Origin of the sequence: Anaerozeibacter quisquiliarum (assembly GCF_051162045.1) — a bacterium.
Lineage (GTDB): Bacteria > Bacillota > Clostridia > Christensenellales > Aristaeellaceae > Anaerozeibacter > Anaerozeibacter quisquiliarum.
Genome location: NZ_JBISDI010000053.1, coordinates 1 through 21,138 on the forward strand (window position 1 = coordinate 1; position 21,138 = coordinate 21,138).

Consider the following 21,138-nt stretch of genomic DNA (forward strand, 5'->3'; position numbering starts at 1 on the left):
AGACCGCCGCTCGTCACCCCGTTTGTCAAGGTGTAGGTGGGGATCCCCCCGGCTGTTCGGATGCCGGAAAATTCGACCCCGCCTTGACAGCCACGCCCAGGTAGAATGGGCCGCGGGTGTTGCCACTCTTGTGCAAACACCTTGCCTTCCCGCCCCCCTGCCCTCAAACGCCTCTCCGTTAGGCCTGCTTTGCTATGCCTTCCTTCGCCTTGTTAATCTTGGGTTATTCTCGCCTCGCTCTACTTGACTCTCCATAGTTGGTCTCCTTAGAACGGCAGTTCTTCTTCCTCGGCATCCGGTGCGATGGGTGGTGGCGGTGCGGTTTGACCAGCCTGTCCACTCTGCGTCTTGCCGCCACAGAACTCCGCGTTCTCGACTGCCACCTCATAGGCCGTGCGCTTGTTGCCCGCATCGTCCTGGTATGACCGGCTCTGCAAGGCGCCCTCGACGGCGATCATGTCTCCCTTATGGAAGTACTTGCAGATGAACGCGCTCTGCTGCCGCCATGCCCGGCACGGTATGAAGTCGGCTTCGCGCTGGCCGGTCTGCTGGTTCTTAAACCGCCTGTCAGCAGCGATGGTAAACCCGCAATGTTCCACGCCGTTCGACGTGACCTTGCTTTCCGGGTCGCGGGTGAGGCGGCCTGTCAGGATGATTTTGTTCATGCCACGCCCTCCTGCTCTGCTGTTTCTTTGCTGATCTGCTGGAACTCCACCACCCAAACCCAAGGGTTCGTGTCCCAGCCAAAGCCGTGCTTGGCGTTGATGCTGTCCCACAGTATTTCAAAGGCCCGCGTTGGATTCTTGGGCATGTCGTAGATGTTCAACACACCTTCTGCCCAGCAAAACCCGACGATACCGTTTTGCGGGTCGGTGAATGCTCGGATGCCCTCTTTTGCCGCCTCATCGTGGCGCATGTCTTGAAGGCGCTCCACCCGCACATCCGTCACGCGCAGAAACAGGCGAGCGGCTGCTTTGGGCATTTGCGTTGAGGGTTTCCAGTAAAGCCCATCGCTTGTGGTCGTGTATTCCGGCGGCGTGGCCGCGTAAACGTAGTACTTGTTTCGGGCGGGCATCGACGCACAGGAGCACTCCCGAGATAACCCAGCGCATGTCTTTGGCAGCGCGTCGAAGTCTTTGATCATGTCGCGCGCACTGAACGGGTTTCCAGGGTCTTGAATGTTGTACTCGGTCTCAAAGATCTCCTGCCACGTCTCCCGCACCCACAGGATATCGCCGGGCCTATATCGTGCGTCAACCTCTCGGCAAGCCACAAGATGTCTTCTGGTCACTTTTCGGCCTTGGTCATCGATAATCGTCTCATCCGGCGGCGCGTCGTTCTGCCGTTCAATCAGCCGTGTGCCGTATTTGTCCGTTCGCATGACCAAATCGGTGTTGCTGTATTTCGTCTTCACCACCTGCCGAAACTGTGACTTCCGGTCGTCGAGGGTCGCCAGGACCTCCAACGGGCTGAAAATGATGGGCTTGACTCTCATTGTGCTGCATCCTCCCTCTCGCATTCCGCTTCGTACTCCGCAACCAACCCGCGCCGCCGCAGAAATGATTTCACCCTAAACAGTTCGAGGTGGGCATCCCTGTCATGGCCTCGCATCCGTCGTATATCGCCCTCAAGCCGCGCCACCTCGCGCTTATACCCGGCGACCACCGGCTCATGGTCAGACTTCTTGACGCACTCGTATGTCCGATACAGGCTCCGAATCATGCTCGTGTAAAGCACCTTTTCGTCGCACTTCACGGCTTGCCGCTTGGCCTTCTTGACACTTTGCAGGTCGCCCCCGTAGGATGCCAGCACGCCGATATGCTCTGGCACCTCACCTTTCACAGTCTCGTACAGTTCACCGGGCATTACGTAGTAGTTCAGATTGCCGATGAACGTGGTGCGCGCCTTGCTGTGGAAGTCGGATTTGCTGACCTTGACTTCGTAGCATCGCCAGATGCCCTTGAAATCTAGCGTGAGATAATCCACGCGCTCGCGGCCAGCCGGGCCGATCGTCACTTCGTCGCATCCGAATTGGCCACGGCAGTAGCGCAGCAATCGCTGCTCAAGGTCGATCGTCGCCTCGGTTTTGCTCATGCGAGTGCCTCCGGCCACGGGTTCGCGGCCAACTCGTCATCTGTGGGCGGCTGGGGCAGGGACCAGACACGGCCAAAGGGATATGGGTTGTGGCCCCAATAACATCCAACAGCATCATATAGCCGGCCATGCTCCCCTTTCGTGTGCTCGCCCTCCCCGGTCGTCCCAAGTGTCGACAGTTCCACCCACACCCGGGCCCCCTCCGGCAGCGCAAGGACTTCTTCAAGCGTCAAAACCTTGTTCATTTGAAAAACCCTCCCCACCACAACAGCCCAATCCATACGCCAGTGTTGATCAGGGCAGAGCGAAAACGGTGCTCCCCTACGCACGGAATTCCGTCGAGTACCCATTCCGTCACCAAGCCGACCGAGAGCAGCGCGATGGTCAATATCTGCGGCACTTTCATCCCCTTGACCTCCATTCGTTTATCGCCTTACTGTGATCTTCGCGCCGATCATGGCCTCCATCAGATCGAGCCCCTCGCGCGTCAGGCTGTACCGGTAGGCCGTGTACGGCGTGTGCTCTTCGATATCATACTTGTGGCATTTCGCTAACCCCGCCTCCACCAACGGCTCCCAAATCGGGTGAGGGCTGTTGTACTGCGCATAGTTCCGATACGCCTCGTACTTCCCGCGCTTCGGGTTTTGGTAATCCAGCCCGATCGCATGGCGCATTTCCTTGATCGTTGCTACGTCAAGCATCATGCCGCACCGTCCAAATCTGCCATATCCGTGACGGCGGTCAGCACCTTGGTCTGCTTGCAGTAGTCGCACTTCTCGCAGCGGGTCGGCTCGATTGCACCAGATTTGACCGCGGCGATTAGATCGACCGTGTGCTCGACGATCATCAGCGCGGCGTCTAAAACCTCCTGCGGCACGGCGATCACGGCGATGTCTGGCACCTTCTCCTTGGTGGCGCCTGCGATGAAAAACGGCAGCTTGTTTCCCTCCACGGCCTGATAGATCGCGCCCTGCAAGTCGTATCCCCACGCCTCGATGAACGTCTGGCGGCCGCATTCCGGCGTGTATACCGATGCAAAGTCGCGCATGACCTTCAAGTCCACAATGGCCTTGCCGGGATGGTAGCTGTCTACCATGACTTTGAACGGATGGCCGAACAACTCGCGGGTCATGATGACCTGTTTCTCGCCGGCCAGATACTTCATCATGAATGGATCGCGCTCGATGCGGGCGATGATATCCTCGGCGTTGCGGTACTCCGCTTTCAGATCGCCCTGGCGCGTGAAAATCTCAGGGTGCTTGGCCTTGAATAGATCGAGCCTGTTGGAGAAGTGCGCGTCGATGTAGCTGCCCACCAACAGCGCGGTGGTATCCTCGCGGACGTACTCACCGCGCAGCTCAGCGAGCGCCGCAGCCTCGCATTTTCGAAACGCCTTCACCTGGCTCGCCGACATGTACTCGATATTGGACGCTTGGTCGTAATACTTCTCGGCAGTCAGAATCATAGGTAGCGCACCTCCAATTCATCGTCGTTGGTTGTCCGCGTCGCAATGAATTGCAGGCCATGTGCCTTGCAGCGGGCATAAAGCGCCTCCCGGTTCTGGTCGGACAACTTCTCGGCGCCGTCGATCAGGATGATTTGCAGCGCATTGGGCTTTGACAGCGCCACGTCCACGCACAACGACAGCTTTTCGCCCTCAGACAGGTTGGAGATGGGCAGCCCATGGATAAGCGGTATGCCATCTTCTACCGTCAGGCCATCAACCGGGATCGTGGCGGTGCGCAGGATTTCGCCGGGCAGCTTGCGGGCGAGTTCGATCTTGCGCGTCAGCTCGTCGGAGCTGGCCTTTAGCTCGTTTACCTCGTCCAGCATGACAGCCATCCGCCTGTACTCGTTCAGATGCGCCTTCATGGCCTCGGCGTTTTCGGCGGTCTGCTGCAATTCGGTCGTGTCGGCGGGCGCCTTATCGGCATACTGATTGGCAATGCCGGTGTCAGCATCCAATTTTGCCAGCGCTTCGGCGTACCGTGCATCGATGACCGCGGTCTTGTCGGCCAGCTTTCCGGTAAGCGTGCCGACCTTTTCCTGCGCGGCTACCAGTTCAGCCTTTAGCCTCTCGATGGTGGCGGTCAGGTTGCGGCGCTCGGTTTCAATCTCTCGTTCAGCGGCAGCGGTAGCCACTTCCTTGTCGGCTTCAAGCCCGCGCTTCTTGGCGTCGTAGCTGGCACGGAACGCCTTGGCTCGCTCGATATTGCCGTTCTCGGCGCGCACCTTTTCAAGCTCGCGGTAGGCCGCCCCCAGGTCGAACGCTTCCCATCGGTCAGCGTCGTAACCGTCCGGGATGTTCTTGGCAATGTCCTCGACAAACGCACGCTTGTTGCGCATCTCGCGGTTGATGTCCTGGCGGCGCTGGAAATAGACGCCGTTGTCCGACTGGATGTCGTGCAGAACCTCAAGGATCGTCTGCTGGTAGTCCACACCCTCGGGCAGCTCGCCGAACTGCGCGCGAATCCACTCCAAGTCCCAGTCGAATTCGATCAGGTTCAGAATGGCGCGGTTCTGTTCGGCCTTGGTCATGTTGATGAACGCGACCGGATCAAGCTGGAACGGCGTAAACAGCGACCGCAGCATTGCTTCCGGGCCGCTCACTTCACGGCCGCCTTCCTTGACCGACTTGTAATCTGTCTGATTCTCGCGCTTTTTGCGGTTCAGGTACAGACCGGTGTCGGTCTCGATGATGATCTCACCGTCGCGCGCGCCCTTGCGCAGTACGTATTCGCGGTCGCTGGCATTGGTCAGCGCGTAGCGGATCGCGTCGATGACCGATGTCTTGCCGGTACCGTTGTCGCCGGTGATCTCCACCGAGCGCCCGTCCAAATCGGTTTCTGCGACGCCGAACAGGTTACGAATCCTGATCTTCGTGATCCTCATGGGCTACCTCCTCGCTCAGCGCGTCGCCACGCGCCGCTTCCGCCTTTTTTGCCTCTGATACGATGGTCGCGCACTCGCTGCACAGCGCACGCCCGTATTTCTTGATGGTGTAGTCGGCCAGTTGTACGGCGGTCATTTTGCCGACCGGCGCAATCTCGCACCCGCACTCGTCGCATGGCGGCGTGGCGTCCTGCTTCGGCACAAACGGCCTGATCCGCAGACATTCAACAATCTCGCCGCCAAATTTGGTCGTGGTCGGGTAGATTTGGATTTGTTTGCCCACCCATTCCTCGATGATCGGGGTCTTGTAGATCTTCTCGATCATCTTCATGTTGGTGCGGTTCAGGATCATGGGCTTCTCCGGCTCGCGGAATCGGCAGACCGGGCAGTCCTCCTTTTTGCCGTTCGGGCCAACGACAGTCTCAATGGCAATGCTGCCGATCGTCAGGATGCGGTCTTTCCCATCCAGCGAGTACGCCCCCAGGTAGTCGGGGTTGACTAGTCGCTTCCAGTGCGTTCCCATTACAGACCCTCCTCAGTCAACGTCGATAACCTTGAGCGCCGCTATCGGTATAATCATTTCGGGTTGGAAGTTGATTTCGAAATGATGCTTGTCCACGTACGCGCCGTCTATGTCCTCGACCACGTAGATCATGCCATCGCCAAGGCCGACAAAATGCTTTTTGTACTTTCCTGGCGCCACTTCAACAATGATGTCGAGGTCTCCGTCGCTTTGCTGCACCGAGATAAGTCCAATGATCTCAAGCACGGGGCGGTCGGTTCTGGCATTGATTACTGTAACGCGCCGCTGTATATTGAAGTAATCCGCCTGCTTCGATATGTTGTAGGACACCTTTTCAGCCTGCCGCGCGCAGCCAGCAAGTGTGATGGCTGACACAATCATCAAGATCGCAATTACCTTCTTCATCGCTGCTTCTCCCTCTCTGTTCCTTCTAATTGATTCACCCTCAACCTGTACAACTCAGCCATCCTATCGTGCACCTCCGCTTCCAAGTGCCACCCGGCCTCTCGCGCTTCGGCAGCCCATTGCTTACGTTCGGCTATCCTGGCCCGCAGCGCGTCGGGGGTAAGGTCGTAGATTGCGGTCATGGGGTGCCCTCCTGTTCTGCCCCCGCGCGGGTGGTGTCCATTTTTACTGACCTGATCGCCCTTGCAATGATCCACGGTGCGGTGACCCATCCGTAGATGCCGATGAGGTACAGTACCAGCAAATACACCCCGGCAACGCTAAGGGCAGCCCGTTCCCACCCTGTCGCCATTTTCGACACATCGATTATCTCGGTAGCACTACTCAGCAGCCACTCAAACATCTGCCACAAGGTCAGGGCCTCCTTTCTGGTCAGCGTCCATTTTTGCGCCGCAGTTGCCGCAATACTCTCGGCATTCAAGTTCAGCCGTTTCTTCCCAACACTGTGTACAGGCGCACATAGGTCTGTTGGTATCACCACCAATAGGCTCCCACCGCCCATGCCTCACCGGCTCGGCGCTACGCAGTGCCGCCAAACCGGCGACATAGGCGGCGCACATTCCATCCTTGGAGAATGGGCCAAAGAGATTGGAGTTCTCGTAGATGTGGATGATTTCGGCGTTGGTCAAATCAGGCATGGTCAGTCTCCTTTCGCTCGCCGTAGCTGCAAAAATCGTCCTCGCGCCTGTACGAGTTGGTCTTGCTACAAACCCGACCAGACCCATCATACGAGCGCCTAATTGCGGTGCACTCCTTGCGCCGCACCACCGGCTCGGCTTCGATGGTGGGAGCCGAACTCAACACCTCAGCAATCTCGCCCATGATCTCGTAAAACTGCTCCGACCGCCCGTGCATGTCGATGTTGGACACCGCGTGTTTCAGCGCATCCGCATCAATCACCCTCATTGCCCCACCCTCCTTTGCCAGTCATCATCGCTTACCTGCGCCACCACCACCAGCGGCACTGTACGGCCCCAGACGCCCCACCGGGCCAGTCGTCGCAGATACTGACGCTTCCTCCGCTGCCAGCCCGCAACGAAGTTGGTTAGCCCTTTTGCGCGCAGCCTGTCGATTACAGCGTCGCAGTTGGTAATCCTGCGCTGCAGCTCGCCGGGTGACAGCGGATCGGGCGCGCCGTCATAGGGCGGGATCATGGCTGGTCACCGCGCCACTGGCGGTAGGCCATCATAATCTCGCTGGTCCACCCAAACACTGATTGCACAGCGCCTAACACTTTGTCCAGACGATCAGCCCAAGCGCGGTAGGCGTCGCGTTGATGGCGGGCTTTGCGGATGTGATCGGTCAGCACCTCGACCTGCTTCGCCAACTGATCCCGCTCCAACAATAGCGGAGGAATTGATTGACGTAGGTAGCCGATCTCTGCGCGCTGGGAATCGACCTGCGCTGCCAGCCATTCATTGTCCCGTTCAAGCCGCGCGATCTCGTCTGATTGGCTCATTGGGGCACCTCCGTTATAAAATCTAGTTGTACCTGTCTGCTGTCCCGTCCAAACGGGATTTTGCTCTTGCACCCCGCGTCCGGAATGTAGAGTGGGTATGCGTTGTGCATGCCGTTCCTGCCCATGTCCTTGAGGCATACGCCATGTACTTGGAAGCCGTCATACTCCCTGGGCTTGCTGAACATTTCGGCGTACCGGCAGTTGTAGCAGCCGTTCACTGCTGCCCTCCTTCCAGCGCGGCGCGGGCTTCCATGAAGCCCAGATCGGCCATCTCGAATCTGACCTTGAGCGAATCGTCGTCGGTCATCCGTCTGCAACTGTCGCAGTTGTTCCTGCTGCACCATTCGCATGGATTGGCATCCTCTGAATCTCCGTCAAACTCATACCGCTCAATGAGGGAGCAAATCAGCTTGTCGGAATCTGCGACACCCGCCCGCAACCGCTCGTTCTTAGCGCGGAGGGAGGCGATCTCGTCTTTCAGCGCGGCAACCTCATCCGGCATCAAGCCGGTGTCCTCGTAGGCGGCGAGGTGCTTAATCGCCTTATCGATCCACGGATTGGTATCGGGCGACAGGGCCATGTATCTCACCGCCACGCCATTGGCCAGGCCAACCTGGGCGCCGTACCACGTTGTCAACCTATCATCCATCCTCCCGCTCCTTTCCCGCCTCCAGCGCGGCCACACACGCCTTGAGGCAGTCGTAGCACTTCTGGTGTCCATCAAGGCTGACATTGCCGAACAGCATACACTCCTGCGTCCCGACGGCATGCGTATAATGCCATTCACACCCTGCGTCATTGCTGCCGTGACAGGTTTCCCCGCTCGGTACGTTCACGTTTACTGTGATTCTCACGGTGTCGCCTCCTTGTGTTATGTGCGTGTTGCGTGTTATAATCTCACGGGGGCTGCTTAGGACCAAAGAGAAAGGTTGTGAGCTTACGACTAACAGAGAAATTGCGTTCCAGATAACCTTGAAGATGATTGATAGCGGCAGGCTCACTTGGGGCCGATCAACATCAGATCCAGAATCTCAGACCCAGATTAACGGAATTAATGCAACTCTGATCACCGACTTCTTCAACGCAGTGCTACGGGATCTTCCTTCGCAAGAAGAACCAAAGTCTTAGCGATCTCGCACATCGCCATTGACTTATCGATTTCAAGACTGATCGAGCAGCCCCCCATCGAACTCTCAAGCAACTCTAATTGGCTAAGCAGAACCGCCTCAATCCGCTCATACGGTGTAGCTTCTTTCATTGTCTAATCCTCCCTCTCCAGCCCACACCGGGCTGCCATGTCATTCAGATACCGCACCGCCTCACCCGCGTTGGTCGGCCCAGCCAGCGCGATGATGTGTCTGTCCGCATACGTCCCGCCGATGGGCACCATGGCAATGCAGTAGCGCGTCGGGTCGGCCCGGTCGTGGGCGGCCATGTATCGGTGGGTCGCGTCGCGGTAGATCGGGGTGGTCATGGGGTAGCCTCCTATCATTCGCATAGCCCGTATGCCGACATGCAAGATAACGGTTCGTCCGTCATGTGCAACACATCTAACTGCCTACCGCCTCGGCCAGTCTTCGACCATTCCACCACCGCGTCGATATGGGATCGTCCATCGCCTTCCCCCGGTGTCTTGTCGGCGGAGAAGAAGGTCGCGCCATCCCGCCGCTTTGAACATGCCGAGACCATGGTTTCCCAATGCCGGATTCGGTCTATTCCCCCCGGAAACCGCTTTGAAATCTCCCGGATTTCCTCTTTCCGCGCGTTCAGGCACGGCATGCACCCAACGCGCGCACAGCCCATGCGGTAAAGTGGATTTGGCTCGACGCCGTGGCGCTTCAACAGTTCGAAGCATTGCAGCTTGTTCCAATCAACCAGTGGGCGATAGATGGTGTTTCCCATCGGACCGGTTTCCCACTCCAGCGCATCCGCGCGCGCCGTGCTTTCGTCTCGGCGCACGCCAACCCATGAAACTACATCCCGCGCGATTCCGCCCGACCCAATGGCTTCGCTGATCGCTGGCGCTATCGCCTGATGGTTCAGCACTTCCATTTTCAGTTCTTGGGTGCAGAAGCGGGCTTTAGTTGACGGAAATCGCCCCTTCGTCATGCACATGTCGAGAAATGGGTTTCCTGTGGGATGAAGGGATTCCAGCACCCGTTCTACGTCCGCGCGCGTCCACCCGCGCTTGTAGTCGCCTGATTCGATCATCGCTTCAAGCCCCATGCGCCGAACCATCATCCGCTGCCGGTAGTCCGCCCGGATCACCCGCACTTCCGGCCCGCCCGTTTTGGCCGCGAGCGAACGCACATAATCCAGGGTGATTTCGTGCTCGTTGCCCGTGTCGGCAAAGACCGCCCGGAACGGATCACCGCGTTCCATCGCCAGCAAATAGCATGCGGTGCTATCCACGCCACCGGAAACGTTCACGATGATGATCTTTGGGGTGGTCATGGGGCTGTCACCTCCAACGCCTTAAGCGCATCCGGCTCGCTGCGCCTGCGCACACATACCCCATTGGCGCAGCAGGCATGCCACACGACGCCGGTCTTGGTGTAGTGCATGTACGCCTCGCCGCCATGATGTTTCAGTACTCGTGCGACTGGCTTATCGCACTTGGGGCAGTGCAGTGCATATCCGGTGCCCGCCGTCTGCATCCCGCCCTTGCTGTTGTTACGCATCGGGGTCACCGTCTCTCGCGGCAGCCGCAGCCGCCAGCCACGCCCGATCCTCGTCCTCCTGTGCCGCCTCCTCGGCGTCTATCCGGGCGAGGTAGCCGAGCGGCCCGGCGATAACCATGCCCACGAGGATCCAGCGCAGATGGTCGAACTCCGGCGATGTCCAGTGCTGCCATATCGCGTGGATGATGGATAGGACGGATTCAAGGGCCTGTTCCAAGTGGATCACCTCCGTTATACCCGGAACGTGCAGCTAGGATACCGTTTGCGCGTTCGGGCTTCAAAGTCGTTCGCCTTCGGCGTGCAGATGTACCGGGCCAGCGAGTATACGTCCACGCGGGTACCCTCGCACGCGGCGTCCAGTCGTCCGTCTGCGAGCATGTTGGCGATGGTGGTCGGGCTGCGGTTGATGATTCGCCCCGCCATCGCACGGGTCACCGCCTCCCCGTAGGCTTCGATCATCAGGCGTGCTCGTTCGTTGGTTTCCATTCGGGGCTAATCCTCCTTTACGCGGTCAATCGTCTCGATCGGCTATCACAATGTCGTACCGGGGCCGCTCGAGCAGTTCCACACGGGGCAGCGCAGCGTCGAGGATGGCACCGACCACTTGGCCGAGCGCGCATACCCGCCGCGCCTTGCCAGTTCACACAATGCGCGATGATGCCTTGCGTTGATCCTCACCACCTCTGGCGGTTCGTCGCTTATACGTTGGGATGGGAAGTTGATTGGCTGGCGCATTGGTTACCTCCCGTTCGTCGGTCAAGTCAGGCGGTTTGGTCGGATGATGCATTGCGTCCGTAACGATTGCGCTGCGCAATTCCATCCGCAAAAAAATATGCGCCATACTCCGAGTCGGGTATCTCCAGATGTTTGGCGATACAGTTGGCCTCATCCAGGTTCATGGGACGCGCATTGTTGATTTTCAGAGACAACGTAGATTGGTGGCAGTCAATTGCTTTTGCCAGTTTTTTTTGTGTCATTCCCAGCTCAACCATACGCCCCAACAACTTGTTTGTGTTAACCATAGATTTTCTCACCCCCTTCGTTGATAAGTTGCGCTGCGCAATCTTTGCTGCTATAATACCACCCGCTTCGACGCTTGTCAATAGCGCTGCGCAATTATTTCATCTCATTTCAGGTACATAATCGGGCGCTGCGCAATATTTAACAATTTAGCATATTGCACACCGCAATTTGTTGTGTTATAATTTGAGTAAAATGAGGTGGAAGCGATGACGGACAATCAAAGGATTGGCGAGCGAATCAAGTCCGCGCGGATCGCTGCGAAAAAGACGCAGGGCGATGTTGCTGTCGCTGTCGGAGTAGCGACTTCAACAATACTACGATACGAGGCCGGTGATTTTGACAAGATAAAGATACCGGTCATACAATCAATCGCTCGGGCACTGGGCGTCAGCCCGGATTGGCTAGCTTTAAAGTGCGATGACATGCATGGCCCAATTTCAACAACTACCCGCGCATGGGGTACCCCACTACTCGATGCCTACGAGCATGCATCGATAGATACTCAACGCGCAGCGTGCGCTGTGCTACGGATTCCGCGCGTCGTTCCGAACAGCATGGCCGTACGCGACCTCGCCGCCAATGCCGACGGTTTGACACGAGATGAAGCAAAGGAGGAGATCAGCGACGCACTGGACGCCATTCGCGCCCTACATAAAAAAAAGCCCACCAAGAAGGAGTAACACGCCATGGATGACGTTGAGCGCCTTGACCAGAAACTGACTGACGAGGGTGTGCTGGTGGACTACAACGTTTTGCACGGAAAGCGTCTACGCGGCTTGTACGCCGCAGGCGACTTCCCGCCGACCATCCTTGTGAATGGCGGCATGACCCTACGCGCGCGTCGTTGTATCCTCGCCGAAGAAGCCGGGCACCATTATCGTTCCTGCGGTCACGCACTGGATGAACGCGATACAAATCAGCGCAAGAACGAACTCGCCGGGCGCGATTGGGCCTATGCCGAACTGGTGCCGCTGTCTCGCCTTGTGGAGTCGTGGCAGTGCGGCAACACCACCATCTATGATTTGGCTGATGATCTCGATGTGACCGAAGACTTCCTGCGATCGGCGATCGAATACCACCACCGAAAGCATGGTGTGTTGGCGACCTGGGAGGATTGGATAATTCAGTTTGATCCGCATTTTGATATTTATCGAGAATGATCTAGCGGCCAATTTTACCAGCTTGTGCCCTGGAATAAATTGGCCTATAATGTAATATGGCGTTACGCCAATATTATACAAGTGGGAGGGTCATCACATGAAGAAGGTCATCGTCCTCACCCTGGCACTGCTGATTGCGTTCGCCTCGACCGCTTTCGCAGCCCCGCAAACCATCGACCTCGATACCATGACGGTTAGCGAATTGGCGGCACTGAAAGATCTGATCGATACCGCCATCTGGAATGCCGCCGACTGGGAGGAGGTCACCGTGCCGCAGGGAATTTGGGAGATCGGCAAAGAAATCCCGGCCGGTCACTGGACGATTTCTGCCTCAGATGGTGCGTATGTGAGTGTGCAATGGGGTAAAGCTCTCAATGAATCAAAGACCGGCATCGACTGGGGCAAATCGTTGGACTATAAGAGCATTATGAGCGCAAGCGCGTATGGTTTTGACGCCAACACACAGCAAACCAGCATTGATTGGGATTTGGCCGATGGCACCTTTTTGCACATTGATGGTGGGAAGGTTGTTTTTACTCCTTATCAAGGGAAGCCTGCATTCTCGTTCTCGGGCGCGAAAGAAAAGACAGGCGCAGCGACAGATGACCCAACGCCTACCCCCTCAGCAGCAGACCAAGAAGATGCGATTACCGAACTTGAGCCTACACCCACACCGATCCCCGTGCCCGCGCCGACACCAGAGCCGGCCCCGACGCCCACACGGAAAATAACTGTCGGGCCTTCGCAAACGCCACCCGCCAGCCGTATTCAATATTATACGTTAGACAAGGGCAGCAAAGGCGACAAGATTGTAGCGCTACAAAAACGCTTGATCGAATTGAAGTATTTGTCCGGTAACGCAGACGGCGACTACGGATCAAAGACAGCGCAGGCCGTCACCGATTACCAGAAGGCCGAGAAGATGTCGCCTACTGGCATTGCCGACCCCGCGATGCAGGCGCGCCTGTTCAGCGACGACGCAAAGGAAAACCCGAATCCCCCATTCGACCCGTCGATCTATGAAAAGCTCAACTACAAGGCCGTCGCGCGCGACCCCGATGCCTTCAAATACAACCTGGTCTCCTTCTCAGGGAAGGTAATTCAGGTAATAGAAGGAGGTGATGGCGGTACGCAATATCGCATCGCTACGAAGGGTTCATATGACGATGTCGTGCTCGTCTCATACTTCCGACCCGAAGGCTCCTCACGGATACTTGATGATGATCGCGTCGCCGTGTATGGCGTGTGCCTTGGCGTAATCTCCTACGAAAGCACGATGGGTGGCACCATTACAATTCCTGCGGCCATGGCCACGAGAATTGAGTTGAAGTAACAACAAATCCCCCACCGGTGTTCAGACCGGCGAGGGAGATCAGCAACCACCACGACCAGCGACGACCGGGCATTGCTATACATATTGTACCAGCAGAGCCCGCATAAAGCAAGGAGGGGCATCATGGCAACCAAGCAAAAATCCGGCCTGTACCGCAGCAAAGTCAAGATCGGCGTGAACGCCGACGGCAAGGACATGGTCAAGTACATCAGCGGCAAGACCAAGCGCGAACTTGAGGACGCCCGGCGCGTGGTGGAGGCGTTCTACATCGCCGGGACCGGCCTGCGCGACGATAGGCTGTTTGGCGAGTACGCCGTGGAGTGGTACAAGAATATCCGGGAGCCGGATTTGTCCCCATCCTCGCGGTCCAGCTACCGAAGCATAATGAACAAGCATGTTCTGCCCTTCTTCGGCGAGCGGAACCTGCGCTCGATCACGGCCAGCGAACTCCAGAAATGGTATAACGGCTTCGCGGGCAAGTCCGACACCACCATCGCCCTTGCAGGCACTGTCGTGCGCGGTGTCTTTACGGCGGCGCTGGCCGATCGGATTATACCATCCAACCCGGCCGGCGGTTTGAAAAACCCGAAGCCGGGGAAGGTTCAGGAGCGGCGAAGCTTGACGCCCAAAGAGACCGAGAAGGCGCTCCACTTGATCGCTACGCACGAATGGGGCGCATACCTGGCCTGCATGTACTACTTGGGCGTCCGCCCAGGCGAAGCTCGCGGACTGATGTGGGGCGATTTCGATTGGGACAGAGACCTTGTCCACATCCAGCGAGATACGGACTACACCACCAAGGCGGCCCCGCTGGGCGAGCTAAAGACCGACGCCGCCGACAGGGAGGTGCCTGTGCCGGCAGAACTAAGGGCCATCCTCTGGCCCCGCCGCGGGCATCCTGCGGCGCTGCTGTTCCATGGGCAGCAGTCGAACAAGCCGCTGTCAAAGGCCAGCGCCGAGCGCATCTGGCTTGAGATGCTGGAATCTGTAGGCCTGACCGTCCCGAAGGAAGAACCTAAAGAAGGGGAAGGTTGGAAGCACCCAGACATCCGCTCACGCCTCAAGCCGATCATCACGCCCCACTATCTGCGGCACAACTACATCACCATGTGCTGGGAGGCAGGGCTCGATCCGCTCGTCACCATGCGGATCGTAGGGCACACGGATTACCGCACGACCGCCAACATTTACACGCATCTGAACGAGTTACATCTGCAAAATGCCCGCACGGAGATCGAGTCGGTGTTCGCGGCCAAGAAAAACGCGCGTGCCACCCGAAAAAAAAGTTGCATAAAAGTTGCACAAGCCCGCGGCCACTCCGACGACTGAAAAAGCAAGGCCCCCGAAACCTCAATGATTTCGGGGGTTTCCGTGGTAGCGGCGACCTGATTCGAACAGGTGACACTCCGGGTATGAACCGAATGCTCTGGCCAACTGAGCTACGCCGCCATAGAATGCCAACCTGGGCGAGCCCAAATTGGCATAATGGTTGCGGGGGAGGGATTTGAACCCTCGACCTCCGGGTTATGAGCCCGACGAGCTACCGGACTGCTCTACCCCGCGACAACAGAGACTAGTATATCATGGGGTTGGGGAGATGTCAAGCGTTTTGGGAGAAAGTTTTTTCATCAAATTTCATGGCCAAATTCCTGCAATAACCGCCGCAGGCGCTCCCCGCCCATCCATTTCCGCATCGCGCTCGGCACATAACTCCCCTACCCCCGCGCCTGCGGGGGCATCCCTCCAATGTGTACCTATAACGCCCGTCGCTTATACAGCCAAATCGATACCAACGCGGACACCCCATCCAACGCCAGCGCGCCCAACGGCAGCCAGCCGGCTTGCAGGTTCACCGCCGCGCCAATGCCCGGCATCGCTTTGAACGCGAATAACCCGCCCGTCATGATCGCTACACCCGCAAAGTACGCCAACCGTCCCTTCTCGACGCCCAACCAGTGCATGAACGGCATCATCAGCGCTCCGAAGCACAGCCCAGCCGCGCCGGCGCCCAGTACTTCCGACATATCCAGCGCGTAGGCGCCGAACGCATGGCGCGCGGCCGCCCCAATCAGTATCAAGGCGACGGCGGCGGCTACGCAGATCAACCCCAGCGCATACCGGCTGAGCACGATCGTCGCGCGGCCATAGGGCAAGGCCGCCGCCGTACGCTCCCAGCGGGCGCGCTCGTCGTAGGCCATCGCGGTGATCGGCAACGCCGCGGCGAAGACGACCGGGAGAAAACTCTGCGTATTGCCCTCGCCCGGCATCAGCGCAAACACGGCGATCAGCACGAGCATAAACAAGGACCGCTTCTTCAGCGTATAGAAATCCTTGAGCAAGAGCGCCCTCACAGCACTTCACCCCCCTTCACGTAGTACAGCATGATGTCCTCGATCCCCGCGCGCTCAAGCGGCCAGCCGCCGGGCACCAAGTCGCGTTTGACGAGCACCTGTGCGCCGTAGTCCGACACGCGCGTACCCACGACGGCGGAGGGGTCGAGGCGCTTGACATCCTCCCGCGCGCATTTGAGCAGCGCATGGCCGTCCAGCAGCGCGTCCTTCTCTTCGCAGAAGACCAGTCGACCCCGGTGCAGGAAGGCCACATAGTCGCAAATCTTCTCCAGGTCGCTCACGATGTGAGAGCTCATCAAAACCGACCGGCTTTCGTCGCGCGTGAAGTCGCGCAGGATGTCCAGCACCTCGTCGCGCGCCACCGGGTCCAGCCCGCTGGTCGCTTCGTCCAAGATGAGCAGCCGCGCGTCGTGCGACAGCGCCACCGCCAGCATCAGCTTCATCTTCATACCGCGCGACAGTTCCTTGAACGCCTTGCGCTCGGGCACGTCAAACCGACCGAGGTATTTTTTGTATTCATCGTCCGACCAGCGCTTGAACGTATACCGCATCACCTGCCCGATCTCGCGCGCGGCGAGCCCCTCGGGGAAGCCGGCCTCGTCGAGCACCGCGCCCACGTCCTGGCGCGCGGCGTCGAACCCGGCCGAACCGCCCTGCACGCCCAGCAGCGACACCCGGCCCTCGTCGGGCCTAACCAGCCCCAGCAGCAGAGCGATCGTGGTGCTCTTGCCGGCCCCGTTCTCGCCCACCAGCCCCATTACGCAGCCCTCGGGCAGCGCAAGGCTCACATCGTTGAGCGTGAATCCGTCGTAGCGCTTCGTCAGCTTTTGTATTTCAAGCGCATTCATACCAGTCCCTCCTCGTCCAACACCTCGAGCATCCGACCGAGGTCGCTTTTAGAAAGGCCGCATGCTGCGGCCAGCCGCCAAGCCTCACACAAATGTTCCTCGATTTGCCGCAAATGCTCCTCACGCATCAGCTCCGCGTCGCGTTCGGCCACGTAACTGCCACGCCCCGGCGCGGTTTCGATGTAGCCTTCGCGCGTCAACTCGTCGTATGCGCGCTTGGTGGTAATCACGCTGATGCGCAGGTCCTTCGCCAGTGCGCGGATCGACGGCAGCATCTCCCCCGGCGCAAGCCGCCCGGAAGCGATCTGCCCCTTGATTTGCGCCATGATCTGCTCGTATATCGGCTGCCCACCCGCGTTGCGGATCACGATGTCCACCGCATCCCGCCTCTCTGAGTCTTCCGTTCATACACAGTATATACACTATGATCGGAGCTGTCAAGCGCTTTTTTCGCAAACAAAAAGCGACGACCTTCGGCCGCGCGGCCGGAGGTCGTCACCATGGTTTCGCTTTGCATGGGCGAGCGCACGAACGGGCAGCCTGCGAAAAACCGGGCAGGCGCCGATGCCTGCGATTCTGTTGACCTCAACAAAATCGCAATAACCTACAGCAGACTCGCCGCCTGTTCGTCGAGCAGGAACTGCACGTTGCGGTGCGCCTTGAGGATGGACGCCGGCAGCAGCGGCGTGATGTCGCCCTTGACCGCGTCGCGCACGGCCGAGGCCTTGCCCTGGCCGACGGCCAGCAGCAGGATGCGGCGCGCGTTCATGATGCCGCCGATCCCCAAGCTGATCGCCCGTCGCGGCACTTCATCGACGCCGGCGAACAGCCGCGCGTTGGCCTCGATCGTCGAGGGCGTCAGCTCGACCACATTGGTCTTGTAGATGAACGAGCGGGGGTTCGGCTCGTTGAAGCCGATGTGGCCGTTGTGGCCGATGCCCAGCAGTTGCAGGTCGATCCCGCCCGCTTCCTCAATCGCGGCGTCGTAGGCCGCGGCGTTTTTCTCGACGTCGCCGAGGCCGCTGGGCACATGGGTGTTGATCTTGTCGATGTTGATGTGGTCGAACAGCTCGACGTTCATGAAGTACCGGTAGCTGGCGGAATGATCGGGCGCGAGCCCGACATACTCGTCCAGATTGTAACTGCGCGCCTGGGAAAAGTCGATCAGCCCCTCGCGATTCAGCTCGATCAGCTGCTGGTAGGTGGGGATGGGCGTGCTCCCCGTAGCCAGCCCCAACACCGCGTTGGGCTTCGCCATGAGCTCCGCGGCAAAGATCATCGCCGCCGCGCACGCCACCTGCTTGGCGCTGCGGTACACATAAATTTGCATATCCATTCAATCTCCTCTCGGATGTCCTCGTACCTATTATACCACGAATGCCCTTCTTTTCAACATCGATTCTGTTGACAGCGAAGCTCCGCGCGGCTATCCTAGGGAAGCGCTGATTAAAGCACGCGTGCGGTGGCGCGTGGGATTTGATCGGCGGTTACCTGGGGAAGCGCTGATTGATTCGGGCGGCGGCTGGCGAGATGATTCTTCGTCCGGTCGTTTCTGCAAAATGCGCAGGCGCAGCCGCGCTGCGTCAAGCGTTTTGCAGGAATGCGCGGGCGCAAAGGCGTCCGCCAGATGGCTTCGGAATCAATCAATGCTTACCTGGACAGGAAAATGTGGCGGAGGCGGATTATGTCGGACGGAAAAGTGCAGGCGCTGATCGAGTGGATGTATGCTCAGCGAACGCTTGGGGAAAAGGCGGGGCTTGACAACATGCGCGCGCTGTGCGCGGCGCTTGGCCACCCCGAGCGCGCGCTGCGCGCGGTGCATGTGGCCGGCACCAACGGCAAGGGCTCGGTATGCGCCTTCCTCGAGCGCGCGCTGCGCGAAAACCGACTGAAGACGGGCTTATACACATCGCCTTATTTGATGCGCTACAACGAGCGCGTGCGGCTGTCGGGCCGGCCGATCCCGGACGAGGCGCTGCTGCGCTCCGGCGAGCGCGTGCGCGCGGCCGCGGGCGCGGTCGCCCGGCATGGGTTCAAACCCACCACATTCGAGCTGGGCACCGCGCTGGCGTTCTGCGCGTTTGAGGAAGCGGGCGTCGATATCGCCGTGATCGAGACCGGCATCGGCGGCCGGCTCGACCCGACCAATGTAATCGCGCCCGAGGTGTCGGTGATCGCGACGATCGGCTACGACCACATGGACCTGCTCGGCGATACGCTGGGCGATATCGCACGCGAGAAGGCGGGCATTTTGAAGCCGAGCACGCCCGCCGCCTTCTATCCCGGAACCCTCGACGCCCGCGCGGCGCTCGACGAGGCCGCGCGTTCGCTCGGGATTCGGGTGGCGCGCTGCGAGGACTACCCGATGGTCGGCCTCGCACACGATCCCTACGGCTCGCATTTTGACATCGAGCTGCCAGCGCTCGGGCATCTGGATGTGCGCGTCAACCTGCCCGGCGCACACCAGGCCGAGAACGCGCGGCTGGCGCTCGCGGCGCTTTCGCTGCTGCGCCGGCAGGGCTGGGCGCTCGATCCCCGCGCGATCGAGGCGGGCCTGGAGCGCACCGTGTGGCCCGGCCGGCTCGAATGGGCCGAACCCGGACTGCTGCTCGACGGCGCGCATAACCCGCAGGGCGCGCGCGCGCTCGCGGGGTACTTGCAATCGTTCTTCAAGGATCAGCCGATCGTGCTGCTGACCGGCATGATGAAGGACAAGCAGCCGGAAGCCTATGCCGATGTGCTGGCCCCACTCGCAGATCGCGCGGTCGCCACCTCGGTCGACTGGCCGCGGGCGATGGACGCCGGGGCGCTGGCCGCGCTGTACCGCGCGCGCGGCGTGCGGGCCGAAAGCTGCCCCGCCGTGGCCGAGGCGCTCGAGCGCACCCGTAAGCTGGCGGAGACGGAGGGCGGCGTGGCGGTGGTCGCCGGGTCGCTGTACCTGATCGGGGCGGTACGCGGCCTGCTGCGGCCAAACCGTGGCAATTTCGACGAATATTTCGATTTCGCTTGATTTTGAAACATTTTTGTAATATAATCCCATGCGTGGGCTCGGACGGCCGAGCCGACGGAGGGGGGTTTCGATGTGCGAACGCGATGGATGCGCGCGCTGACGCTGATATTGATGGGGCTGATGCTGAGTGCGCCGGCCCACGCCAAGCTGATGCGCATTACGCGCGAAGTCAAGCTGTATAAGGCCAGCAGTACGCGCTCGAAGGTGTTGGCGGCGCTGGATGCCGACACGACGCTCGACGTGCTGGGCGTCAAGAAGGGCTGGGCCAAGGTGAAACTGAACGGTCGGGGCGGTTTCATCGACCGCCGCGCGCTGGCCCCGCTCAAGGAGAAGCCGAAGCCCGACGCGCCGGCCAAACAAACGATGTACGCCAAAGAGGCGATCAAGCTGCGCAAGGCGGCCAGCGCCGCGTCGAAGGCACTGGCGCAAATCGAAAAAGGCGAAGCGGTGACGCTCGCGGGCAAGAAGGGCCGGTGGGCCAAGGTCGCCTGCCAAAACAAGACCGGGTTCGTCAAGCTCGGCGCGCTGTCGGCAAACCCGCCTGCGGACACGCCACCGACGCCTACGCCGCCCGCACCCAACCCGCCCCCGGCAGCCGAGGCGACGCTGAAGCCCGGCGATTCGGGCGAGGAGGTCAAGGCGCTGCAAAGGCGGCTCAAGGCGCTCGAATGGTTCTTCGGCGACATCGGCGGCAACTATCAGAAATTGACGACGCAGGCGGTCAAGGACTTCCAGAAGGCCGCCGGGCTGTCCGTCACCGGCATCGCCGACGCAGCCACCCGGCGCGCGCTCGACGCAAAGGACGCGCCGCGCAACAAGCTCGACTCGACGGCGCAGCCGGTCGAGGGCCAGGCGGTTGAGATGGATTGGTGGACGAGCGGCATTCAGCAGCTGTTTCCGCGCGGCGCGACGGCGGTGGTGACCGACGTGGAGACCGGGCTAAGCTGGCACGTGTACCGCTCGGGCGGCACCAACCACGCCGACGTGCAGCCCAAGACCGGCAAGGACTCGGCGCTGATGAAGAAGGCGTATGGCGGTTCCTGGTCGTGGGAGCGGCGCGCGATCTGGGTTTCGGTCGGCGGGCGCAAGGTAGCCGCCTCGATGAACGGCATGCCGCACGGATCGGGCAGCATCGCCGATAACGATTTCGACGGCCACCACTGCATCCACTTTACCAATAGCCGCACGCACGGCACAAACTCGCTGGACGCCCAGCACCAAGCCGCGATCAAGCGCGCCGCAGCAGCGCGCTGACATTCGGCCGCAAGGATATGCCGCCACAGCCCCCGCGTCCTGTAC

Annotated in this window: 34 protein-coding genes and 2 tRNA genes; 6 read left to right on the plus strand and 30 right to left on the minus strand. The window is 59.7% G+C overall.

Going from position 1 to position 21,138, the window contains the following annotated elements; all coding sequences use genetic code 11:
* Nucleotides 1-266 precede the first annotated feature (266 nt).
* The 24 genes from ACH6CV_RS16745 to ACH6CV_RS16860 form a co-directional block, all read right to left on the minus strand.
* Entirely contained in the window at nt 267-665 is a 399-nt protein-coding gene (locus tag ACH6CV_RS16745; protein ID WP_456359362.1) for a single-stranded DNA-binding protein, read from the minus strand.
* Entirely contained in the window at nt 662-1,495 is an 834-nt protein-coding gene (locus ACH6CV_RS16750; protein WP_456359363.1) for a hypothetical protein, read from the minus strand. The genes ACH6CV_RS16745 and ACH6CV_RS16750 overlap by 4 nt, the downstream gene beginning before the upstream one ends.
* Nucleotides 1,492-2,094 carry a hypothetical protein gene (locus tag ACH6CV_RS16755; protein WP_456359364.1) on the minus strand — a complete coding sequence of 201 codons (603 nt, stop codon included), beginning with the start codon at nt 2,092-2,094 and terminating at the stop codon, nt 1,492-1,494. The genes ACH6CV_RS16750 and ACH6CV_RS16755 overlap by 4 nt, the downstream gene beginning before the upstream one ends.
* 241 nt (nt 2,095-2,335) lie before the next feature.
* Nucleotides 2,336-2,500 carry a hypothetical protein gene (locus tag ACH6CV_RS16760; protein ID WP_456359365.1) on the minus strand — a complete coding sequence of 55 codons (165 nt, stop codon included), beginning with the start codon at nt 2,498-2,500 and terminating at the stop codon, nt 2,336-2,338.
* Between the two features lie 19 nt (nt 2,501-2,519).
* The gene (locus ACH6CV_RS16765) at nt 2,520-2,798 is read right to left on the minus strand and encodes a hypothetical protein (protein ID WP_456359366.1); all 279 of its coding nucleotides are present in this window, start codon (nt 2,796-2,798) and stop codon (nt 2,520-2,522) included.
* The gene (locus ACH6CV_RS16770; RefSeq protein WP_456359367.1) at nt 2,795-3,559 is read right to left on the minus strand and encodes a PD-(D/E)XK nuclease-like domain-containing protein; all 765 of its coding nucleotides are present in this window, start codon (nt 3,557-3,559) and stop codon (nt 2,795-2,797) included. Before ACH6CV_RS16770 ends, ACH6CV_RS16765 begins: the two co-directional genes overlap by 4 nt.
* Entirely contained in the window at nt 3,556-4,986 is a 1,431-nt protein-coding gene (locus ACH6CV_RS16775; protein WP_456359368.1) for an AAA family ATPase, read from the minus strand. The genes ACH6CV_RS16770 and ACH6CV_RS16775 overlap by 4 nt, the downstream gene beginning before the upstream one ends.
* Nucleotides 4,958-5,509 carry a hypothetical protein gene (locus ACH6CV_RS16780; RefSeq protein ID WP_456359369.1) on the minus strand — a complete coding sequence of 184 codons (552 nt, stop codon included), beginning with the start codon at nt 5,507-5,509 and terminating at the stop codon, nt 4,958-4,960. The genes ACH6CV_RS16775 and ACH6CV_RS16780 overlap by 29 nt, the downstream gene beginning before the upstream one ends.
* Nucleotides 5,510-5,521: 12 nt before the next feature.
* Nucleotides 5,522-5,914, minus strand: a complete 393-nt coding sequence (locus ACH6CV_RS16785) for a beta-sandwich lipoprotein (RefSeq protein WP_456359370.1) — start codon at nt 5,912-5,914, stop codon at nt 5,522-5,524.
* On the minus strand, nt 5,911-6,096 hold the full coding sequence (locus tag ACH6CV_RS16790) for a hypothetical protein (RefSeq protein WP_456359371.1): 186 nt from the start codon (nt 6,094-6,096) through the stop codon (nt 5,911-5,913). Before ACH6CV_RS16790 ends, ACH6CV_RS16785 begins: the two co-directional genes overlap by 4 nt.
* The gene (locus tag ACH6CV_RS16795; RefSeq protein WP_456359372.1) at nt 6,093-6,326 is read right to left on the minus strand and encodes a hypothetical protein; all 234 of its coding nucleotides are present in this window, start codon (nt 6,324-6,326) and stop codon (nt 6,093-6,095) included. The genes ACH6CV_RS16790 and ACH6CV_RS16795 overlap by 4 nt, the downstream gene beginning before the upstream one ends.
* On the minus strand, nt 6,310-6,612 hold the full coding sequence (locus ACH6CV_RS16800) for a hypothetical protein (RefSeq protein ID WP_456359373.1): 303 nt from the start codon (nt 6,610-6,612) through the stop codon (nt 6,310-6,312). Before ACH6CV_RS16800 ends, ACH6CV_RS16795 begins: the two co-directional genes overlap by 17 nt.
* Complete coding sequence (locus ACH6CV_RS16805) at nt 6,605-6,880, minus strand: hypothetical protein (RefSeq protein WP_456359374.1); 276 nt, start codon at nt 6,878-6,880, stop codon at nt 6,605-6,607. Before ACH6CV_RS16805 ends, ACH6CV_RS16800 begins: the two co-directional genes overlap by 8 nt.
* A gap of 244 nt (nt 6,881-7,124) precedes the next feature.
* Complete coding sequence (locus ACH6CV_RS16810; RefSeq protein WP_456359375.1) at nt 7,125-7,433, minus strand: hypothetical protein; 309 nt, start codon at nt 7,431-7,433, stop codon at nt 7,125-7,127.
* Nucleotides 7,430-7,651, minus strand: a complete 222-nt coding sequence (locus ACH6CV_RS16815) for a hypothetical protein (RefSeq protein WP_456359376.1) — start codon at nt 7,649-7,651, stop codon at nt 7,430-7,432. The genes ACH6CV_RS16810 and ACH6CV_RS16815 overlap by 4 nt, the downstream gene beginning before the upstream one ends.
* A complete protein-coding gene (locus ACH6CV_RS16820; protein WP_456359377.1) occupies nt 7,648-8,082 on the minus strand; it encodes a hypothetical protein in 435 nt (144 codons plus the stop codon). The genes ACH6CV_RS16815 and ACH6CV_RS16820 overlap by 4 nt, the downstream gene beginning before the upstream one ends.
* Nucleotides 8,075-8,287, minus strand: a complete 213-nt coding sequence (locus tag ACH6CV_RS16825; RefSeq protein WP_456359378.1) for a hypothetical protein — start codon at nt 8,285-8,287, stop codon at nt 8,075-8,077. The genes ACH6CV_RS16820 and ACH6CV_RS16825 overlap by 8 nt, the downstream gene beginning before the upstream one ends.
* A 224-nt stretch (nt 8,288-8,511) precedes the next feature.
* The gene (locus tag ACH6CV_RS16830; protein WP_456359379.1) at nt 8,512-8,691 is read right to left on the minus strand and encodes a hypothetical protein; all 180 of its coding nucleotides are present in this window, start codon (nt 8,689-8,691) and stop codon (nt 8,512-8,514) included.
* 3 nt (nt 8,692-8,694) lie between these two features.
* Nucleotides 8,695-8,925, minus strand: coding sequence for a hypothetical protein (locus tag ACH6CV_RS16835; protein ID WP_456359380.1), 231 nt, complete (start codon nt 8,923-8,925; stop codon nt 8,695-8,697).
* Nucleotides 8,922-9,887 (minus strand): phosphoadenosine phosphosulfate reductase domain-containing protein, encoded by a 966-nt coding sequence (locus tag ACH6CV_RS16840; protein WP_456359381.1) that lies wholly within the window; start codon nt 9,885-9,887, stop codon nt 8,922-8,924. Before ACH6CV_RS16840 ends, ACH6CV_RS16835 begins: the two co-directional genes overlap by 4 nt.
* Nucleotides 9,884-10,114, minus strand: a complete 231-nt coding sequence (locus ACH6CV_RS16845) for a hypothetical protein (RefSeq protein WP_456359382.1) — start codon at nt 10,112-10,114, stop codon at nt 9,884-9,886. The genes ACH6CV_RS16840 and ACH6CV_RS16845 overlap by 4 nt, the downstream gene beginning before the upstream one ends.
* On the minus strand, nt 10,107-10,331 hold the full coding sequence (locus ACH6CV_RS16850) for a hypothetical protein (RefSeq protein WP_456359383.1): 225 nt from the start codon (nt 10,329-10,331) through the stop codon (nt 10,107-10,109). Before ACH6CV_RS16850 ends, ACH6CV_RS16845 begins: the two co-directional genes overlap by 8 nt.
* Nucleotides 10,332-10,345: 14 nt before the next feature.
* On the minus strand, nt 10,346-10,600 hold the full coding sequence (locus ACH6CV_RS16855) for a hypothetical protein (protein WP_456359384.1): 255 nt from the start codon (nt 10,598-10,600) through the stop codon (nt 10,346-10,348).
* A 275-nt stretch (nt 10,601-10,875) separates the two neighbouring features.
* On the minus strand, nt 10,876-11,136 hold the full coding sequence (locus ACH6CV_RS16860) for a helix-turn-helix transcriptional regulator (RefSeq protein ID WP_456359385.1): 261 nt from the start codon (nt 11,134-11,136) through the stop codon (nt 10,876-10,878).
* Nucleotides 11,137-11,343: 207 nt separating this feature from the next.
* Between ACH6CV_RS16860 and ACH6CV_RS16865 the strand changes: the two genes are divergently transcribed.
* The 4 genes from ACH6CV_RS16865 (at nt 11,344) to ACH6CV_RS16880 (ending at nt 14,959) form a co-directional block, all read left to right on the plus strand.
* The gene (locus ACH6CV_RS16865) at nt 11,344-11,817 is read left to right on the plus strand and encodes a helix-turn-helix domain-containing protein (protein ID WP_456359386.1); all 474 of its coding nucleotides are present in this window, start codon (nt 11,344-11,346) and stop codon (nt 11,815-11,817) included.
* Nucleotides 11,818-11,823: 6 nt separating this feature from the next.
* Entirely contained in the window at nt 11,824-12,297 is a 474-nt protein-coding gene (locus tag ACH6CV_RS16870) for an ImmA/IrrE family metallo-endopeptidase (RefSeq protein ID WP_456359387.1), read from the plus strand.
* 97 nt (nt 12,298-12,394) lie between these two features.
* Nucleotides 12,395-13,630, plus strand: a complete 1,236-nt coding sequence (locus ACH6CV_RS16875) for a peptidoglycan-binding domain-containing protein (RefSeq protein WP_456359388.1) — start codon at nt 12,395-12,397, stop codon at nt 13,628-13,630.
* 123 nt (nt 13,631-13,753) lie between these two features.
* Entirely contained in the window at nt 13,754-14,959 is a 1,206-nt protein-coding gene (locus ACH6CV_RS16880; RefSeq protein WP_456359389.1) for a tyrosine-type recombinase/integrase, read from the plus strand.
* A 43-nt stretch (nt 14,960-15,002) separates the two neighbouring features.
* On the opposite strand, the gene ACH6CV_RS16885 is transcribed toward ACH6CV_RS16880, so the two are convergent.
* The 6 genes from ACH6CV_RS16885 to nagB form a co-directional block, all read right to left on the minus strand.
* Nucleotides 15,003-15,079, minus strand: a tRNA-Met gene (locus ACH6CV_RS16885).
* 37 nt (nt 15,080-15,116) lie between these two features.
* A tRNA-Met gene (locus ACH6CV_RS16890) sits at nt 15,117-15,193 on the minus strand.
* Between the two features lie 191 nt (nt 15,194-15,384).
* Nucleotides 15,385-15,981, minus strand: a complete 597-nt coding sequence (locus ACH6CV_RS16895) for an ABC-2 transporter permease (RefSeq protein WP_456359390.1) — start codon at nt 15,979-15,981, stop codon at nt 15,385-15,387.
* Nucleotides 15,978-16,829: an ABC transporter ATP-binding protein gene (locus ACH6CV_RS16900; RefSeq protein ID WP_456359391.1), complete on the minus strand. Its 852-nt coding sequence runs from the start codon at nt 16,827-16,829 to the stop codon at nt 15,978-15,980. The genes ACH6CV_RS16895 and ACH6CV_RS16900 overlap by 4 nt, the downstream gene beginning before the upstream one ends.
* The gene (locus tag ACH6CV_RS16905) at nt 16,826-17,206 is read right to left on the minus strand and encodes a GntR family transcriptional regulator (protein ID WP_456359392.1); all 381 of its coding nucleotides are present in this window, start codon (nt 17,204-17,206) and stop codon (nt 16,826-16,828) included. The genes ACH6CV_RS16900 and ACH6CV_RS16905 overlap by 4 nt, the downstream gene beginning before the upstream one ends.
* Before the next feature lie 227 nt (nt 17,207-17,433).
* Nucleotides 17,434-18,159, minus strand: coding sequence for a glucosamine-6-phosphate deaminase (gene nagB / locus ACH6CV_RS16910; RefSeq protein ID WP_456359395.1), 726 nt, complete (start codon nt 18,157-18,159; stop codon nt 17,434-17,436).
* Between the two features lie 354 nt (nt 18,160-18,513).
* On the opposite strand from nagB, the gene ACH6CV_RS16915 reads away from it, so the two are divergent.
* Both ACH6CV_RS16915 and ACH6CV_RS16920 read left to right on the plus strand, forming a co-directional pair.
* Nucleotides 18,514-19,839, plus strand: a complete 1,326-nt coding sequence (locus ACH6CV_RS16915; protein ID WP_456359393.1) for a bifunctional folylpolyglutamate synthase/dihydrofolate synthase — start codon at nt 18,514-18,516, stop codon at nt 19,837-19,839.
* Between the two features lie 72 nt (nt 19,840-19,911).
* Nucleotides 19,912-21,093: a peptidoglycan-binding protein gene (locus ACH6CV_RS16920; protein WP_456359394.1), complete on the plus strand. Its 1,182-nt coding sequence runs from the start codon at nt 19,912-19,914 to the stop codon at nt 21,091-21,093.
* Nucleotides 21,094-21,138 lie beyond the last annotated feature (45 nt).